The sequence below is a fragment of the Streptomyces cyslabdanicus genome (assembly GCF_052663305.1).
Genome location: NZ_JBQRUW010000012.1, coordinates 80,143 through 98,441, shown reverse-complemented (window position 1 = coordinate 98,441; position 18,299 = coordinate 80,143). Strand labels below are relative to the sequence as shown.

At 71.5% G+C, this 18,299-nt stretch carries 8 protein-coding genes and 3 pseudogenes; 5 read left to right on the top strand and 6 right to left on the bottom strand.

Features of this window, described 5'->3' with window-relative positions; genetic code table 11:
* Positions 1–15 precede the first annotated feature (15 nt).
* From ACTYVM_RS08885 to ACTYVM_RS08875, 3 genes are read right to left on the bottom strand one after another with little or no spacing between them, the layout of a single operon-like run.
* On the bottom strand, positions 16–534 hold the full coding sequence (locus ACTYVM_RS08885; RefSeq protein WP_445525359.1) for a hypothetical protein: 519 nt from the start codon (positions 532–534) through the stop codon (positions 16–18).
* Positions 531–1,106 carry an RNA polymerase sigma factor gene (locus ACTYVM_RS08880; protein ID WP_400028016.1) on the bottom strand — a complete coding sequence of 192 codons (576 nt, stop codon included), beginning with the start codon at positions 1,104–1,106 and terminating at the stop codon, positions 531–533. Before ACTYVM_RS08880 ends, ACTYVM_RS08885 begins: the two co-directional genes overlap by 4 nt.
* Before the next feature lie 59 nt (positions 1,107–1,165).
* Positions 1,166–2,602 (bottom strand): S8/S53 family peptidase, encoded by a 1,437-nt coding sequence (locus tag ACTYVM_RS08875; RefSeq protein WP_445525358.1) that lies wholly within the window; start codon positions 2,600–2,602, stop codon positions 1,166–1,168.
* 158 nt (positions 2,603–2,760) lie between these two features.
* On the opposite strand from ACTYVM_RS08875, the gene ACTYVM_RS08870 reads away from it, so the two are divergent.
* Positions 2,761–5,325, top strand: coding sequence for a CHAT domain-containing protein (locus ACTYVM_RS08870; protein ID WP_445525480.1), 2,565 nt, complete (start codon positions 2,761–2,763; stop codon positions 5,323–5,325).
* A gap of 349 nt (positions 5,326–5,674) precedes the next feature.
* A complete protein-coding gene (locus tag ACTYVM_RS08865) occupies positions 5,675–8,680 on the top strand; it encodes a M36 family metallopeptidase (protein WP_445525357.1) in 3,006 nt (1,001 codons plus the stop codon).
* A gap of 123 nt (positions 8,681–8,803) precedes the next feature.
* On the opposite strand, the gene ACTYVM_RS08860 is transcribed toward ACTYVM_RS08865, so the two are convergent.
* From ACTYVM_RS08860 to ACTYVM_RS08850, 3 genes and pseudogenes are all read right to left on the bottom strand, one after another.
* Positions 8,804–9,829 (bottom strand): TrmB family transcriptional regulator, encoded by a 1,026-nt coding sequence (locus ACTYVM_RS08860; RefSeq protein ID WP_445525356.1) that lies wholly within the window; start codon positions 9,827–9,829, stop codon positions 8,804–8,806.
* Positions 9,830–10,111: 282 nt separating this feature from the next.
* Positions 10,112–11,293, bottom strand: coding sequence for an ROK family protein (locus ACTYVM_RS08855; protein ID WP_400028010.1), 1,182 nt, complete (start codon positions 11,291–11,293; stop codon positions 10,112–10,114).
* A gap of 280 nt (positions 11,294–11,573) precedes the next feature.
* Positions 11,574–13,109 (bottom strand): annotated as a pseudogene (locus ACTYVM_RS08850) (cupredoxin domain-containing protein); the annotation flags it as partial.
* 577 nt (positions 13,110–13,686) lie between these two features.
* Here ACTYVM_RS08850 and ACTYVM_RS08845 point away from each other — a divergent pair.
* The 3 genes and pseudogenes from ACTYVM_RS08845 to ACTYVM_RS08835 all read left to right on the top strand — a co-directional run.
* Positions 13,687–14,712: a multicopper oxidase domain-containing protein gene (locus tag ACTYVM_RS08845; protein ID WP_445525355.1), complete on the top strand. Its 1,026-nt coding sequence runs from the start codon at positions 13,687–13,689 to the stop codon at positions 14,710–14,712.
* 459 nt (positions 14,713–15,171) lie between these two features.
* Positions 15,172–16,107, top strand: a pseudogene (locus ACTYVM_RS08840) (ThuA domain-containing protein); the annotation flags it as partial.
* Positions 16,108–16,113: 6 nt separating this feature from the next.
* Positions 16,114–18,276, top strand: a pseudogene (locus tag ACTYVM_RS08835) (ThuA domain-containing protein); the annotation flags it as partial.
* Between the last annotated feature and the right edge of the window lie 23 nt (positions 18,277–18,299).

Here is an 18,299-nt window from a genome sequence, read left to right as displayed (position 1 = left end):
GACGGGCCGGGCCGGTCACGCCCGTAGCCACTCCGTGACCACGACCTCGGTGCCCGCGCTCAGCCGCAGCGCGAACGGGCCGGCGGGCGGTGTGTCGCCGGTGAACCGGCCCAGTTCGTCGGCGGTAAGCGCGGGGCCCGGCCGCCGCGGTCCGGCCAGCACCTCGATCCGGGCCGGCTGCGGCGGCAGCACCTGTCCCATCAGCCCGTCCCCGGTGACCTCGACGTCCACGGTCAGCTCACCGGCCTGGAAGGTCAGCATCCGCGGTGTGTCCGTCGCGCCCCGGACCGGAATCGCGTCGGTCAGCGAGTCGAAGGTCAGCTCGGCGATCCGGGCGTCGAGCTCACGCAACGCGAAGGCCTCGACGGCGAGTTGCCGCAGGTCGTCGGGGACCGGGTCGAGGACGGCGGCGGCCTGCCGCAACTCCTCCTCCAGCAGCCGCGCGGTCAGCTCCTCCTCTTCGGACGGGGCTTCCCAGCCGAGAAGTCCGTCGCCGGTGCCGTCGTTGTCGCGGGTGTCGTTTCCGTCGTTCACACTGTCCCCCGTGCGTCGAGTCGTGCGCGCAGGCGCCGCAGACAGCGCTGGCGCAGTGGTCCGATGCTGCCCACGGCGACGCCGAGAGCCGCGGACACCTCCTGGTAACTGGGCGGCGGCGAGGCGATCAGCACCCGCAGCAACTGGCGGCAGCGGTCGCCGAGTTTCTCGAACTCCTGCCACAGCCTGCGGATCCGCTCGCTCTGCGCGGCGGCCTCCTCCGAGTCGAGCAGCGACTGCTCGGGCGTACGGTCCTCGCTGACCCGGTCGAGCAGCTGCGGATCGCTCGTCACCGTCAGCCTGCTCAGGCTCCTGAGCGTCTTCAGGCACTCGTTGCGCGCGGTGCTCGCCAGCCAGGAGCCCGCCTTGTCGGGTTCCCGGATCCGCCCGAGGTGCTGGGCGAAGCGGAACCAGACGGTCTGGTACACCTCGTGCCCGTCGGCGTCCGAGAGCCGGTGCGCGCGCACGACCGACCACACCAGCGGACTCAGCCCCTCCACGAGTGCCTTCCAGGCCGCCGCGTCACCGTCGACGGCGGACTGGACGAGCACGCCGACTTCTGCACGATCCACGGACCCACCCCTCGAATACGGCCTGCCATCGTACGCCGTGGAGGGGACGGTTCCGGACCTCATGCCGGTGGGGCGAGCCGGACCACGGGGACCGGACGCCAGGTCGGCGGACGCAGCGCCGGGACGTGCGCCCCGCGTACTTCCGCGTACTCGGTGTTCGACTCGAGCAGCTGGCGCCGGGCCGCGCGCGGGTCGCGCTCCTTGTGCGCGCTCATGTGCGCCGCGATCATGCCGGCCGCCACGGGAGTGGCGAAGGAGGTGCCGCTCCACTGCGCGAAGCCCTCGAACATCGCCCGGTCCGCCTTGGCCGGAGGGCTCTGCTCCGCCTCGCTGAGCACCCCGGTGTGCCGCGGGGACCGGCAGGTGCAGGCGTAGGCGAAGCCGAACCGGCAGTCGTCGTAGGTGGAGTGCTGGTAGACGTACGGCACGGGTGCCTCGAAGCCGGTGAGGGCGCTGGTCAGCCGCTCACCCGGGGCGTACGCCCGTACCCAGGCGCCGTGGTTGCTGAAGCAGGCGCCGTGCTCGCCGTCGCCGCGCAGGGCGCCGACCGACAGCACGGAGTCGGCGTAGTCGGGCAGACCGGCGTAGGCGGCGGGCCAGAAGGGGGTACCGCTGGCGTTGTTCCCGGCGGCCGCGACGAGCAGGGTGCCCCGGGCGCGCAGCTCCCGCATGAACGCGTCCACCCCGAGCAGGCCGTCGGTGCGGCCGTTGGAGGTGCCCGCGGACAGGCTGAGGATGTCGGGCCAGCCGCCCGCTTCGACGGCTTCGAACAGCCGGTGGCCGAAGTCGGACTCCAGGACGGCGCCGGCGTCGTTGAGGGTGCCGCGCACGGTGATGTCGGTGTTGGGGGCGACGGCCGCGACCAGCCCGGCGATGAACGTGCCGTGGCCGACGTACTGCTGGAGGACGCCGGCCTCGTCGGTCTCCCGCACCTGCGCGTCGCCCTGGACGTGGGCCAGCGTCGGGACCGAGCGGTAGTCGTGCATGAGGCCGGTGTCGACGACGAGGACGCCGACGGCGGTGTCCTCGTCGTAGGCGGTCTCGGCCGGCGCCGGGTTGGGGCCCTCGCCGAACGGGGCGGGCACCGGCTCGTCGCCGGGGCAGGCGTTGACCGCGATCGACACCACGTGGTTGCGGCTCACCAGCCGCCGTCCGGCTCTGCCCTCGTGCTCGCGCAGGGCGCGCAGCGCGTGCGTGACGTCGAGGTCGCCGCCGCGGACGCCGCGACCCGGGTCGCCGACCTGGATACGGGTGACGCCGGTGCGGTTGGTCTCCGGGCCCGCCCGGCGCACGCGGTCCGCGGTCAGGTCGGGCGCCGCGGCGAAGTGCGCGCGGACGGTGTCCTCGACCAGCCGGGCCTCCTCGCCGTCGCGGGCGAGGACGACGCCCTGCTCGTAGCAGAACTCGGCGGCGTCGTCCGGGCCCTTCGCCAGCGGCACGTCCGGCATCGAGCGCTGGATCTGGGCGAACTGCTCGCTGAATCGCTGAGGTGCCATGGCGGATCCTCCCATTGGTGCGCCGGTCGTCAGTCTGAGCCATTCGGCTTCCGCTTGATACAGCGTCAACCCGCATGCGCCGGTTCCAGGTGCCCCACCAGGCCACTACCATCCGACCCGTGACAGCGGGAAGCGACTCGGTCCTCGAACTGCTGCCCATGGTGTTCGCCGCGCCGGGCGAGGCCCTGGCGCGGGCCCGCGGGCTGCTGGAGGCCGGTCCGCCGCCGCTGCACGGCTCCGTGGCGCACCAGGTGATCGGCATCTGGCAACGGGACTTCGGCGACACCCGGCTGGCCCTGCGGCATCTGCGCCGGGCCCGGGACCTGGCGGCGCGCGCCGACTCGGCCGAGCGGGAGGCCGACGTCCTGGCCACGCTGGGAGTCGCGTTGGTGCACGCGGGGCGCACACGGCAGGGACTGACGGCGTTCGAGCGCGGGGTGGTGCGCGGGACGGGCCACACCCGGGCGCGGGTGCTGTTCCGGCGGGCGTACGTGTGGTGGGTGCTGGGCCGCCATCGTGAGGCGCTGGAGGACGTACGGCGGGCGATTCCCGTGCTGCGGCAGGCGGGCGACGTGATCTGGACGGCGCGGGCGCTGACGCTGCGGGCCACCGTGCACCTGGCGCTGGGCGCGGTGGAACGGGCGGACGCCGACTTCACCGCGGCTCAGGCGCTGTGGGACACCACCGGCCAGGAGCACGACAAGGCGGACGCCGTGGAGAGCCGGGGCCTGGCGGCGTTCCGGCAGGGCGACGTCCCGGCGGCGCTGCGGCTCCTCGACGAGGCCGAGGAGCGGTACGCCAAGCTCGGCACGCCGACGTTCATGCTGGACATCCGGCGCTGCGAGGTCCTGATGGCGGCAGGTCTCGCCCCCGAGGCGCTGGCCGGGGCGGACGCCGCGATCGCCGAACTGGACGGTATCGGCGGCCAGTCGACCCGCAAGGCGGAGCTGCTGCTGGCCGCGGCGCGGGCCGCGCGGCTGGCGGACGACCCGAACACGGCGATCGCGCGCGCGGCGCTGGCCGTGCGGCTGTTCGCCGGGCAGCGGCGCACCTGGTGGGAGACGCACGCCCGGCTGGTGCTGATCGAGGCCCGGGTGGCCGACGGGCGCCGCTCGGGCCGGCTGGTCACGGACGCCGCGGCGGTGGCCGAGCGGCTGGCCTCCTTCGGCTCACCGGCCGCGCCGGAGGCGTCGCTGCTGGCGGGCCGGATAGCGCTCGCCCTGGGCCGGCCGGCGGACGCCGAGAGCCATCTGGCCCTCGCCGCGCGCAGCCGGCACGGCGGACCGCCGCTCGCCCGGATGACGGGCTGGGCGGCGCAGGCGCTGCGGGCGCGGGCGGCGGGCTCCCGCCGCGGTGTGCTGGAGGCGTGCCGGCGCGGGCTCGACGTGCTGGACGACCACCGGATGACGCTGGGCGCCTCGGAGTTGCGCGCCCGGGCGACCGCGCAGGGCGCCGAACTGGCCGCGCTGGCCCAGGAGGCGGCACTGGCCTCCGGTGAGCCGCGGCGGCTGCTGGTGTGGAGCGAGCGCTGGCGGGCCACCGTGCTGTCCGCGCCGCCCACCCGGCCGCCCGCCGACCCGGCCCTGCTCAGCGGGCTGACCGCCTTCCGTGAGATCGCCGCCCGCGCGCAGGACGCCCGCCAGGACGGCCACCCGGTGCCCGCCCTGGAACGGGAACAGCGGCGCCTGGAACGGGAGATCCGCTCACGCACCCTGCGCCTGCGCGGCGACGCGCCCGGCGGCGGCGACCGGTTCGACCCCGGCCGGCTGCTGGCGCGGCTCGGGAACGCGCGGCTGGTCGAACTGGCCGTGCTGGACGGGCGGGTGCATGTGCTGCTGTGCGGTGAGGGGCGGGTACGGCGCTTCGAGGCCGGGCGGCTCGCGGACGCGGTGGCCGAGGCCGAGCACGTGCAGGCGGGACTGCGGCGGCTGGCCCACCCGGGGGCGGCGGCCCGGCTGCCGCTGGTGGAGGCGGCGGGGCGCCGCCTGGAGGAGCTGCTGCTCGGTCCGGCCGCCCGGCACCTGGGTTCCGGACCGGTCGTGGTGGTGCCGCCTGGCTCGCTGCACCGGGTGCCGTGGGCGCTGCTGCCGTCGTTGCGGGAGCGGGTGCTGAGCGTGTCGCCGTCGGCGAGCAGCTGGCTGCGCGCCCACGAGACCGAACGGCCGCCGGGGGGCCGCCGGGTACTGGTGCGCGGCCCGGGTCTGGCGACCGGCGGCGCGGAGGTGCCGGAACTCGCCGACCGCTACGGCACGCCGACCGTGCTGGAGGAGGCCGACGCGCATGTGTCGCGGGTGCTGCGGGAGTTGGACGGGGCCGCGCTCGCGCACATCGCGGCGCACGGCACCTTCCGCGCGGACAGCCCGCTGTTCTCGTCGCTGACGATGGCCGACGGCCCGCTGATCGTGCACGACTTCGAACGTCTGGACCGCAGCCCGTACCGGATCATCCTGTCCTGCTGCGACACCGCTCGGTTCGCCTCGGTCGGCGCCGACGAACTCCTGGGCCTGGTCACGGCACTGCTGCCGCTGGGCACCGCCGGGGTGGTGGCGTGCAGCGCCCCCGTCAACGACGAGGCGGTGGTTCCCCTGATGCTCGCCCTGCACAAGGGCCTGGACGCCGGGCTCTCCCTGGCCGAGGCGCTGCGCGACGCGCGTGCCGCGCTGCCGGACGACGCGACGCACCAGGCGACGGGCTGGGCCTTCGCGGCGTTCGGCGCGGCCTGAGACCTGCGGGCGGGGCTTGAGACCGGCGGGCGGAGTCTGAGACCGGCGGGCGGGGCGGCCCAGGACAAGCGGACGCGGCTCACCGGCCCACCGGCCCACCGGAGCACCGGAGCACCGGAGCACCGGCGTCAACCTGTGGCGGGAGCGTGACGGAACTGTGGTGCCGCTGTGGCGGAATCGTGCGTTGTCATGTTTCCGCCACGCGCGATCATTCCTCTTGGATCACGCCGCGTGCCACTCTCCGCGAGTGCCGGAAGGGCGATCCCCGTCCGGCCCTTCCATGAGGAGAGGGGTACGAGTGCGCACATACTCCACACGCTCCACACGTGTTCGGCGAACCGTCCTGGCGGTGGCCACGGCGTGCATCGTCGCGGTGATCCAGACCCCGTCGGCCGGCGCGGACCCGGGCCCGGCGCAGCCGCGGTCGGCGGACTCCGGCCCGGGCACGCCCGGCGCCCACCACCGAGGTAAGCCCGACAAGGACCTGCCCGGGACCCACAGATCCCCGTCGAGCAAGGCCAGAGGCGCGGCCGCCAAGGCGGACGCCCGGGTGAGCTGGAGCCGGTACGGCACACCGACCACGGTCGTGCCGGAAGGCGACGGCACCGCCCTGGCGACGGGGCTGCCGACCAAGCCCGAGCAGACCGCCCGGGCTTATCTGAAGGCCAACGCCGACCTGTTCGGCATCCCGGCCGGCCAGGTCGACGACCTCAAGCTGGTGTCGAGCACCCCGATCGGCAAGGGCGCCGCGGTGCTGCTCGCCCAGGAGGTGGACGGCAAGGCGTTCGGCCGGGACGGCAAGGTCTCCGTGGGTGTGGTCGACGGCACCGTGGTCAGCGTCACCGGCGCCCTGGCACCGGTCACCGGCGCACCGAAGCCGGCGACCCTGTCCGAGCAGGACGCGATCAAGGCCGCGCTGGCCGACGTGGCACTGACCGCCGGCAAGCTGACCGCGGTGGACAGCGCCGACACGTGGCGGAAGTTCGAGAGCTCGGGCCTGTCCGGACCGCAACTCGTGCGCCCCGTCGTGATCGCCGACCCCGACGGCACCGTACGCTCGGCCTACCAGGTGCAGGCCGGTTCCGCCGGCGAGGAGCCGGAGCTGTACGACAGCATCGTCGACGCCCGCACCGGCGAGGTGCTGGCCCGCCGGTCCCTGGTCGAGGACGGGGTCGCGGACGACCACGACGGCAACCCGCAGTGGAAGGCCTTCCCCTTCTCTCCCCCGCTGGACGACTCCTCCGCCGACACCCGCGAGACCTGGTGCTGGGTGGCCGCTCCGGGCTGCGACCGCGTCATGAGCGACTCCGCCCCGGGCACTCCGCACCACGCCTGGGACATCGCCTCCGGTGAGGGCGGCGGCACCTACGGCGGCTCCTACAAACTGGGCACCACGCTGGGCTCCAACGCCTTCGCCAGCGACGGTCTGACGGCCACCGGGCGCAACTGGCTCGGCATCACCCCGGACGTGCGGGCCGACCGGATCTACGACTACTCCTACACCGATGCCTGGCACGCCACCGGCTGTGACCCGAAGGTGCTGACCGACCCCGCGAAGCCGGACCGCGACGCGGCGATCGGCAACCTGTTCGCCCAGCACAACGTGATGCACGACTTCTCGTACCACCTCGGGTTCACCGAGAAGACGTGGAACATGCAGCACGACAACCACGACCTGGGCGGCAAGGGCGGCGACCCGGAGATGGGCGTGGCCCGCTCCGGCGGCAGCAACCCCGCCACCCGCAACAACGCCAACCAGAGCACCGGCGCCGACGGCGGTGTGGCGCTGACCAACATGTACCTGTGGCAGCCGCAGGCCGGCGCCTTCTACGGGCGCTGCGCCGACGGCGACTTCGACGCCTCCGTCATCGGCCACGAGTACACCCACGCCATCACCAACCGCATGATCGGCGGCGGCACCTCCGGCATCTCCGGTACGCACGGCGGCTCGATGGGCGAGTCCTGGAGCGACCTGGTCGCCACCGAGCGGCTGATCGAGACCGGTGTGGTCCCGGACGGCGTGGACCCCTGGGTGGTCGGCCCGTACGTGACCGACAACAACGAGCGCGGCATCCGCAACTTCGCGATCGACCGGAGTCCGCTCAACTACTCCAACTTCGGCTACGACATGGGCGGTCCGGAGGTGCACTCCGACGGCGAGATCTGGAACGCCGTGCAGTACGAGGTGCGCCAGGCGCTCGTCGGCAAGTACGGCGAGCCGGCCAAGAAGGTGCTCGCCTCGTGCGCGGCCGGCAAGACCTCGGTCGACGACTGCGGCGGCGGCCGGCGCTGGATCCAGCTGATGTTCGACTCGTACCTGCTGATGGGCACGGGCAAGATCACCATGATCGACGCCCGTGACGCGATGCTCGCCGCGGACAAGATCCGCTACCACGGCGCCGACCTCGACGTCATGTGGGGCGCCTTCGCCAAGCGCGGCATGGGCATCGACGCCACCGCCACCTCGACCAGCGACACCCGGCCGCACGCGGACTTCGCCACCCCGACCGGAGTCAACGGCAACATCACCTTCAAGGTGGTCAACACCGGCGACGAGATCCCCAACGCCCGCATCTACATAGGCAAGTTCAGCGCCCGGACCACGCCGATCGCCGGTACCACGGCCGGCCTCGACAAGAAGGCGCTGTTCACCAAGGGCCACTACGACGCCATCGCGGTCGCCCCGGGCTACGGCCTGACGCGGTTCGACTTCCAGGTCGACGACGCCTCCAAGCAGACCGTCAAGGTGAAGATGCAGCCCAACCTCGCCTCGGCGGTGGCCGGCGCCACCGCGACCGGCGACGGGTACAACGCGGCCTCCCTGATCGACGACGACGAGGGCACCAACTGGGCGTACGTCGGTGAGAAGACCGGCACCTCGGTGACCGGCAAGGGCGTCTACATCCACCTGGCCGTCGACGGTCCGACCAAGGTCCGCCGCATCCAGGTCAGCGCCCTCAACCGGCCGACGGACAGCAAGGACCCGGGCGGCGACACCGGCAGCCAGAGCCGCTTCTCGGCGCTGCGCCAGTTCGAGGTCTCGGCCTGCACCCGCACCGCGACCGTCGACTGCTCCCAGCCCAAGCAGTTCCACGTCGTCTACCTCAGCCCGGCGGACGCCTTCGACGCGCCGAAGCCGCGCCCGGCGGCGCCGGACCTGGTCATGCGCGGCTTCGACATCCCGGCGACCTCGGCCACCGACCTGCGCATCGAGGCGATCACCAACCAGTGCGTGGGCAACCCCGCCTACGCGGGCAAGCAGGACAACGACCCGAACAACGTGACGGACTGCGCCACCGGTTCCCCGGCGGCGTTCAACGTCCGGGCCGCGGAGTTCCAGGTCTTCGAGAAGTGATCCGCCGGTGGCTCCGGTACGGACGTACCGGAGCCGCCCCGTACAGGGGCCGCCCCAGGTGGTCCCTGCTGATCCCAAGCCCGTCGCACCGGGCCCGTCGCATCGGGCCCGGTGCGACGGGCACTACAGCCAGCCGCGGCGGGAGGCCTCCCAGGCCAGCTGCATCCGGGTGCGGACCCCGGCGAACTCGATCAGATCGCGGATGCGGCGCTGGACGGTGCGCAGGCTTGTACCCAGTTGGCCGGCGACGGCGGTGTCCGTCAGCCCGGTGAGCAGCAGTGAGAGCAGGAGCAGGTCCTCCGGCGGAGGGGTCCGGTCGGATTCCCTCTCGCCGACCAGCCCGTCCTCGGTGAGCGCCAGCGGGGAGGCGCCCGCCCACAGGCTCTCGAAGAACGCGATCAGAGCGTCGAGGAGTGCGCCGGGGCGGACCAGGACGGCGGACGGCCGAGCCGTGGGCTCGGCGCAGGGGGTGGCGGCCGGTCCGCCCGCGTCCATGGTGGGTAGGGGCGAGGACACCAGCATGGCCAGTTGCCGGTCGGCGACCGCCATCTTCACCGGGACCTCCGCGGCGACCCGGGCCTGTTCCCCGCATGCGACGAACTCGCGGATCCGGAACACCTCGGGCGGCACCTCGAGCGCCGACCGCTCGTAGAGCGCGCGGTAGCGCACCCCCGAGGCCAGGACCTCGAGTTGGGTGTCGTTGCCCCGGGACGGCACGGCCACGTTCGGTGGCTTGCACAGCGCCAGGATCTCGTCCCGGGCGCCGCGCTGGAGCTGGTCGAAGGTCCGGGCCATCGCCGGTGCCCCGGTCACCGTCTCGACCGTCTCGACCGAGCCCCGGCGCCGGGTCTGCCTGCGGTACTCCTCGGTGAGTTCCGCCATCACCGACTCCGCAGCATGCAACTCCTGCTGCCGGCTCAGCAGCAACGGGCCGAGCGCGAGATCCGGCGGCGACGCACGGAAGCGCTGTGCCGAACCCTCGGCGCGGCTCACCAGCCCCTTGGCCTCCAGCGTGGCGAGGAGCCTGGCCGCCTCCCGCCCCGACAGATTGAGGCGGCGGGCGAGTTGGGACGGCGTCGCCTCCCGCACCCTGACCAGGTTGCGGTACGCACGTACCTCCACGGAGTCAAGACTGGCGCTCTCGTACATGTCGCTCCTCTCCCCTCCGGTCGTGCACCAGCCCTCCCCGGAACCGGCTTTCCGCCGACGGAGTCGCCGGGGAGGAGATCTTGACGTGTCATCGTCCACTCGCGCCAGAGTGCGGACGGCCGGAGATCGCGCTCTGGCGCACGGGCTATGGGCTCGCGCCCGCGAACGCATGAGTGGAACCTCATCGGGTGCGCATGCTCCGGCCAGGAGCGTCGGACCGGGTGGATCAGGCCGAGTGGATCAAGCCAGGTGGATCAGGCCGGGTGGATCAGGCCGGGTGGATCAGGCCGGTGAGAAGACGTGGTCGCTGATCAGCCGGGTGGCGCCGACGACGCCGGCGACCTGACCGAGTTCGCCGAGGACGATCGGCAGGTTGCCGGTCGCCAACGGCAGGGACTGGCGGTAGACCTGGGTGCGGATGCTCGCGAGGAGGTTGTGCCCCAGCCCGGTGAGCCCTCCCCCGATGACCACAAGGCCGGGGTTGAAGAAGCTGACCAGGCCGGCGATGACCTGACCGGTGCGTCGTCCCCCCATGCGGATCAGCTCCAGGGACGCGGCGTCCCCGGCGCCGGCGGCGGCCGACACGTCCTCGGGGGTCAGCCTCCCGGCCGCTTCGAGCCGTCCGGCCAGCTCCGTCGAGCGGTCGGACTGGGCGAGCGCGGTCGCGTCGCGCACGAGAGCGCTGCCGCCGAAGTACGCCTCCAGACAACCGATGTTTCCGCAGGCGCACCGCGGCCCGTCCGGGTCCGCCTGGATGTGGCCGATGTCGCCGGCGCTGCCGGTGACACCGCGGTGGACCTCGCCGCCGACGACGATGCCGCAGCCGATGCCGGTTCCGAGCTTCACGCACAGGAAGTCGCGTACGGAGCGGGCGACGCCGGCCTGCTGCTCGCCCAGCGCCATCAGGTTCACGTCGTTGTCGACGAGGACGGGGCAGCCCAGTTCCTGGCTCATCGCCTCACGGACGGGGAATCCGTCCCAGCCGGGCATGATCGGCGGCGCGACGGGGACGCCCTCGGGGAACCGGACGGGGCCCGGCACGCCGATCCCGGCGCCGTCGAAGTGGTCCGCAAGACCCGCCTCGCGGAGCTTGCCGGCCAGGGCGAGCACCCGCTCGAAGACCGCGACCGGTCCCTCACGGACGTCCAGTGGCTCGGCCACGTGGCCCAGGACGTCCAACTCGGCGTTGGTGACCGCGACATCCACGGAGGTGGCGCCGATGTCCACGCCGAGGAACCGCAGCGACGGGGCGATTCGGACGTTGTGGGAGCGGCGGCCGCCGCGGGAGGCGGCGAGGCCGTCCTGGACGACCAGGCCCGTCTCCAGCAGCCGGTCGATCTCGAACGCGAGCTTGGAGCGCGACAGTTCGACCTGCTCCCCCAGGGCGACCCGGGACTGCGGGCCGAGGTCGCGCAGGAGGCGGAGCAGCCGGGCCTGATGAAGATTGGCCGGTCGAGCCGTCATAGACCTCACGCCGCCCCCGTCGTGGCAAGAATCGTCGCATGCCCGGCACTTGGGGGGCACGACTTTGAGGAGGACCGTAGCACCGAGCCGCCACTGATGAAAGAAACTTGGGAACCAACGTGTGCGACTTTCATCTGCCGATGGACAAAGCCGGTTCACAGTGGCGTCATGGGCTCGGGCCCGAAGGGTGCCCTGGCGGGCCGCTGACACAGCCCGCCAGGGCTCACGGCTCAGGTGGCGTCACCGCCCCTGTCCCGACTCACGCGTCGGAGGGCCCGCCGCCCGGCTTGCCGACGTCGGACTGGCCGGCCGCCTTCTTGATCTCGGCGGCCTCCCGCTGGTCGATGACGCCCTCGTCCCGCAGCGTCTGGACGACCTGTCCGACGTGGGAGACGAACGCGCCGTGGTTCTTCCAGACCTGGTGGTCCTCGATCAGCTCGTTGATCGTGCAGCCGTCGGCCGTGACGCGGTTGGGGACCCCGGTGTTGATCGAACCGACGAACACGGTGGCCCGGTCGTCCCTTTCCGGACAGTCGGTCGGCGGCTCGCTGTCGACGACGGTGAGGGAGAGCGACTTCGGCGTGGACGTGTTGCCGACCTTGTCGGTCGCCCGGTAGAGGAGGGTGTGGCTACCGGCCCTGTCGATCACCACCGGCGCCGAGTACTGGAGGTAGGGGCCGCCGTCGAGGGAGTACTCGATCTTCGCCACACCCGACTCGGCATCCGACGCCGACACCGTCACCGTCGCACTACCCACGTAGTTCCCGGAAGCATCCTTCGTCCCCGACACCGACGCCGACGTCTCCGGCGGCGTCTTGTCCTCCTCCTCAGCCGCCACCACGGTGAACTCCACCGACTTCACAGCCGACGTATTCCCCGCCTTGTCAGACGCCCGATACGCCAACGAATGCGCACCCACCGCGCTCACCACAACCGGCGCCGAATACTGGACGTACGAGCCTCCATCGAGGGAGTACTCGATCTTCGCCACACCCGACTCGGCATCCGACGCCGACACCGTCACCGTCGCACTACCCACGTAGTTCCCGGAAGCATCCTTCGTCCCCGACACCGACGCCGACGTCTCCGGCGGCGTCTCATCCTCCGGCTCAGCCGCCACCACGGTGAACTCCACCGACTTCACAGCCGACGTATTCCCCGCCTTGTCAGACGCCCGATACGCCAACGTGTGCGCACCCACCGCGCTCACCTCAACCGGCTTCGAATACGCCACGAACGCACCGCCGTCCAGCGAGTACTCCACACTCGCCACACCCGACTCGGCATCCGACGCCGACACCGTCACCGTCGCACTACCCACGTAGTTCCCGGAAGCGTCCTTCGTCCCGGACACCGACGCCGACGTCTCCGGCGCGGTGGTGTCGTCCTCGCCGGGGGCGGCGGTGACGACGAGTTCGCCCGTCATCGTCTGATGGCCCGGCATCGCGCAGAAGTAGCGGTAGACGCCGGGCGTGAGGACGACTTCGGCCGTGTACTTGCCGCCGTTGGAGTCGAAGGGACTCGCCTGGATGTTGAGGCTGACGTCGTTGTTGTAGTCCGAGTTCGAGACGTCGAACGTCAACGTGTGCGGCATGCCGGTCGTGTTGCCGGTGGCCTGGCTGTTCTCGAACACGATCGTCGCCGGTCCGGCCACCGCGGTGGTGGGCGCCGACGTGTACTTCGTGTAGTCGTCGCCGGCCGTCCAGGTGAGCACCTGGGCAGCCGCCTTCTCCGACCCGTGGCTCACCGCGGCGTACGCGGCCGGCACGGCCACCGAGAAGGCCGTGAAGACCACGGCGACCAGCGCCACCAGCACCGGGTGCGCGCGGAATCGTTTGCGTGGCGCTGATCCTGAGGAGGGCGGATCCGTCTGGGCATGGAGCAGTCTTCTGAACACCGCTGCACCTTTCGCGAATTCGCTTGTGCGGCACCGCGCAGGGACTCGCGGTCCCGTCTGCTGGACGGCCAGTCGCCGGGATGAGCGCGCCGAGGGGGTGGTCTCCCGGACCCGACCCCACCTCTCTCAAAGTGCGGCAACGTGGGGAAGTTACCGAGCTTTTGACCACTCGCCAAGGCCTATGGCCGCAATCCAACCAACTTTGACCTGAGTCTGGAAAAACTGGAGGGGTGCCCGCTACGGTAAGGCGGTCCCGAGGCGAATCCCGTTCGCCCAACCGACCCGAACCCCGCCGCGTCCGGCGCATCGTGCCAAGCCGGGCGGCTGCCACCGGAGTCCGATCCGACGACCGCCCCGCCTGCCCCGCGGGCCCGTACGCCCCGTGCACCACCGCACACCGCACACCGCCCTGACGGGACGGCTGCCGTCGGCGGCGGCTCACATCACGACCACGCGACGCCTTCGGGCCCGCACGCGTATCGAGGTTTGGAGAGCGATGACCGACTCAGGCACAGGTACGAGACGCCTCTTCTCCCGGCGAGCGTTCGCCGCCGGGGCGGCCGCCGCGGCGGTCGTACCCACGGTGCTCGGCGCCGCCACCGCCACCGCAGACCCGAAGGACAAGTCGCCGCAGGGAAACGGTCAGGGAAACGACAAGGGCACCGTCCGCAACCTGACCCTGTACATGGAGAACCTGCCGAACGGGGAGATGGGCTACGGCCTGAAGCCGGGCGAGGCGACGATCCCCGGCCCGCTCATCGAGCTGACCGAGGGCGACACGATGAACATCGAGGTCGTCAACAACCTGGACGTCGCCGCGAGTCTGCACGTGCACGGCCTGGACTACGACGTCGCCAGCGACGGCACCAAGATGAACGACAGTGTCGTCGAGCCGGGGGGCCGGCGGACCTATGTCTGGCGCACCCATGCCCCGTCGAACCAGGGCGGGACATGGGAGGCCGGCAGCGCCGGCTACTGGCACTACCACGACCACAACGTGGGGACCGAGCACGGCACCGGCGGCATCAAGAAGGGCCTGTACGGCCCCGTGATCGTGCGCCGCAAGGGTGACGTGCTGCCCGACAAGCAGTTCACGATCGTGTTCAACGACATGGCGATCAACAACAAGCCCGCCCACGAGGCGCCCACCTTCCAGGCCGTCCGCGGTGAGCGGGTGGAGTTCATCATGATCACACACGGGGAGTTCTTCCACACCTTCCACATCCACGGCCACCGCTGGGTGGACAACCGCACCGGGATCCTCCAGGGTCCGCAGGACGTGAGCCGGGTCATCGACACCAAGACGGTCGGTCCCGCGGACTCGTTCGGGTTCCAGGTGATCGCGGGTGACCGGGTCGGCGCGGGTGCCTGGATGTACCACTGCCACGTCCAGAGCCACTCGGACATGGGCATGGCCGGTGTGTTCCTCGTGACCGAGGCGGACGGCTCGGTCCCCGGCGGCATGCCCCACCACATGGCCGAGCCCGACGGCTCGGCCTCCGACGGCATGCACCACCACTAGTGCCCCGGCAGGCAACGTTCGCCCCGTCGCGACGCCCGGCACGCACTCTCGCCGCACCGCCCGAAAGCCCAAGTACATCCAGTACGAGGACTTCCGGCCGGCACACCGAGAGCACGCACCGGACGCCGCTCCTTGACGGGCAAACGTCACCTGACGCGGCACTAGACGGCAGCGGCGAGGCCCACGCCGGGCTCCGCCCCCTCCCGAGCCACACCCCCAAGCCACGCCCGTCGGCACCCACCTGACGGTCCGACGGGCGTGTACGACTGCCGCCGGCCGGTCCCCCGCAAGGACCCGAGGCGAACTCCGACCTCACCCCTCCTGCACCCGTCCTCCCGGGCATCGTGACCGCCCGCCGAGAGCCGCCTCACCCGGCGCACGCCGGGCGGGGCGTCCGCGGCAGCCCTCGCTCCATCCCCTGATCACTCTTCCGTTGTCGGATCGAGTCAAGGAGCAACCATGGGCAAGAGAGACCGGTTCGCCCTCTCACGACGAAGCGGAGCACCGCCGTCGCGTCCCGCACGGGCCTCCGGCCACGCGTGGTCCTGGCGCCGCGCCGTCGTCCTGCTGTCCAGCGCCGCGCTGACCGTGGGGCTGGCCACGCTGCCGGCCGTGCAGGCGAACGCGCAGTCGCCCGCGGAGAACACCCAGGCCGCCGGCGCCGAAAGCCAGGTGAACGTCCTGGTCTTCCACGGACCGGCCGCCAAGCAGGACGACCCCGTCAAGAAGGCCACGGCGGCCATCGAGAGCCTCGGCGCGAAGAACGGGTTCACCGTCGTCGAGTCCGAGGACACAGGTGTGTTCACCGCCGCCGGCCTCGCCAAGTACCGAGGGGTGGTGTTCCTGTCGGCCGACGGCGTGACCCTCGACGCCGAGCAGGAGGCCGCGTTCCAGGCGTACATCAACAACGGCGGGGGCTTCGTCGGCGTCCACGACGCCGCCCGGGCCCAGTCCGACTCCTCCTGGTTCACCGGGCTGATCGGCACCCGCCCGGCCCTGGGCCTGCCCGACGCCGAGAAGGTCGTCGAGAGCGCGGTCAGCGACGACAACCCGCCGAACGAGACCAAGGACAAGCTGTTCGACGGCAAGGACGACACCAAGTGGCTGGCCCACGCGCCGACCGGCTGGGTCACCGTGAAGCTGGACAAGCCGGTCGCGGTGGTCAACTACGCGCTGACTTCCGCCAACGACTACCAGGGGCGGGACCCGAAGGACTGGAAGCTCCAGGGCTCGCAGGACGGCGCGAACTGGACGACCCTGGACACCCGGTCCGGCGAGACCTTCCCGTCGCGGTTCCAGACCAGGCAGTTCCAGTTCGCCAACACCGAGGCATACCAGCACTACCGCCTCGAGATCACCGCGAACAGCGGTGAATCGCTGACCCAGTTGGCGGAGCTGCGGCTGTTCGACGCCAACCCGACGCCTCCGCAGGAGTCCAAGGTCCAGCAGGCGGTCGTCGACGTGACGGACCGTCAGCACCCGGCCAACAAGGGCCTGCCGCTGAACTGGACCCGCTCCGACCAGTGGATCAACTGGGACCCCAACCCGATCGGCAAGGTCCACACCGTCGCCCAGGTCGAGGAGTGGAAGTACAAGCCGGGCGCCGGCGCCAACGGCGCGTTCCACCCGATCTCGTGGTGCCGGGACTACGACGGCGGCCGGTCCTTCTACACCGGCATGGGCCGCACCGAGGAGAGCTACACCACCGACACGAAGTTCCAGAGCCACCTCCTCGGCGCCATCCAGTGGACCACCGGCATGGTCCGCGGCGACTGCCAGGCGACCATCGCGTCCAACTACAAGACCGAGCGGCTCACCGCCCAGAACCAGGCGGGGCAGCTCGACCAGATCGGTGAGCCGCACGGCCTCACCATGGCCCCCGACGGCAAGGCCTTCTACATCGGCAAGGCCGCCTGCCCGTCCGGCCCGATCGTCTCCTGGGACGACCCCAAGGTCGGTCTCGGCTGCGGCACCATCCACCAGTGGGACCCCAAGACCAAGAAGGTCAAGCTGCTCACCACGCTCGACGTGATGGGCAACCGGGGCAGCGGCGACGAACTGGTCAAGAACGAGGAAGGCCTGGTCGGCATCACCCTCGACCCGAAGTTCGAGCAGAACGGGTGGATCTACATCTACTGGATGCCGCACGAGTCGATCGACCGCGACAAGCGGATCGGCCAGCGGACGGTCTCCCGGCTGACGTACGACTTCGCGTCCGAGTCCATCGACCAGGGCACCCGCAAGGACCTGCTGCACTGGGACGCCCAGATCCACAGCTGCTGCCACGCCGGCGGCGGCATGTCCTTCGACAAGGACGGCAACCTGTACATCGGCTCCGGCGACAACAACTCCTCCGGCGGATCCGACGGTTACTCCGGGAACAACTGGACGCAGGACTACAAGGGCGTCTCGTTCCAGGACGCGCGCCGCACCTCCGGCAACACCAACGACCTCAACGGCAAGATCATCCGTATCCACCCCGAGGCCGACGGCACCTACACCATTCCCCAGGGCAACCTCTTCGCGCCGGGCACGGACAAGACCCGCCCGGAGATCTACGTGATGGGTGTCCGCAACATCGCGCGGCTCTCCGTCGACCCGGTGCACAACTGGCTGAACGCCGGCTGGGTCGGTCCGGACGCGGGAGCCTCCAGCCCGGACCTCGGCCCGGCCAAGTACGAGACGGCCACGGTCATCACCTCCGCGGGCAACCAGGGCTGGCCGTACTGCATGGGCAACCGGCAGCCGTACCGCGACCGCAGCAGCACCGACGCCAAGGTCCTCACCGGCTGGTACGACTGCGACCACCTGAAGAACGAGTCGCCGCGCAACACCGGCCTGGTGGACATCCCGCCGGCCCGCGACAACATGATCTGGTACTCGCCCCAGGGCGGCGGACCGGTCTTCCCCGAGCGCGCCGACGGCAGCGGCGTCCCCAGCTACGTCGACAGCGAGGCCACCTACACCCAGCCGTACCTCAAGGGCGGCGGCCAGGCCGTCATGTCCGGTCCGACCTACCACCGCTCCCAGGTGGACACCAAGAGCGGCGTCGCCTGGCCGGCGTACTGGGAGGACAAGTGGTTCATCGGTGACGAGTCCAACGCCAACAACCGGGTCGCGGTGACCGTCGACCCCGACCACGTCAAGGACCAGGGCGCGCCGGCCTTCGGTGAGGACCTGCGCAGCATCATCGCGCCGGGCGGCGGCGCCACCCAGGTGCAGAGCTGGATGGACGCCAAGTTCGGTCCCGACGGCGCCCTGTACATGCTCGACTACGCGAACGGCTTCTTCAGCCTGGACAACAACCAGAAGCTCGTCCGCATCACCTACCAGGGCGGCCCGGCCACCCCGAAGCCCCAGGACGCGGGGGCGCGGGTCATCACCCAGAGCGAGCCGAAGACGGTGGCGTTCTCCAGCGCCAGGACCGGTGGTGTGGCCTGGGAGTGGGACTTCGGCGACGGCAGCAAGCCCTCGCACGAGGCCGACCCCACGCACACGTACGCCGACTACGGCACGTACCACGCGAAGCTGACGGTCACCTACGCCGACGGCGAGAAGGCCACCGCGACGTTCGACGCCAAGGCAGG

Excerpts from the sequence above, each read along its gene's own strand:
- ACTYVM_RS08875 (WP_445525358.1), bottom strand. The coding sequence starts at position 2,602 with ATGGCACCTCAGCGATTCAGCGAGCAGTTCGCCCAGATCCAGCGCTCG.
- ACTYVM_RS08870 (WP_445525480.1), top strand. The coding sequence starts at position 2,761 with ATGGTGTTCGCCGCGCCGGGCGAGGCCCTGGCGCGGGCCCGCGGGCTG.
- ACTYVM_RS08860 (WP_445525356.1), bottom strand. The coding sequence starts at position 9,829 with ATGTACGAGAGCGCCAGTCTTGACTCCGTGGAGGTACGTGCGTACCGC.
- ACTYVM_RS08855 (WP_400028010.1), bottom strand. The coding sequence starts at position 11,293 with ATGACGGCTCGACCGGCCAATCTTCATCAGGCCCGGCTGCTCCGCCTC.
- ACTYVM_RS08845 (WP_445525355.1), top strand. The coding sequence starts at position 13,687 with ATGACCGACTCAGGCACAGGTACGAGACGCCTCTTCTCCCGGCGAGCG.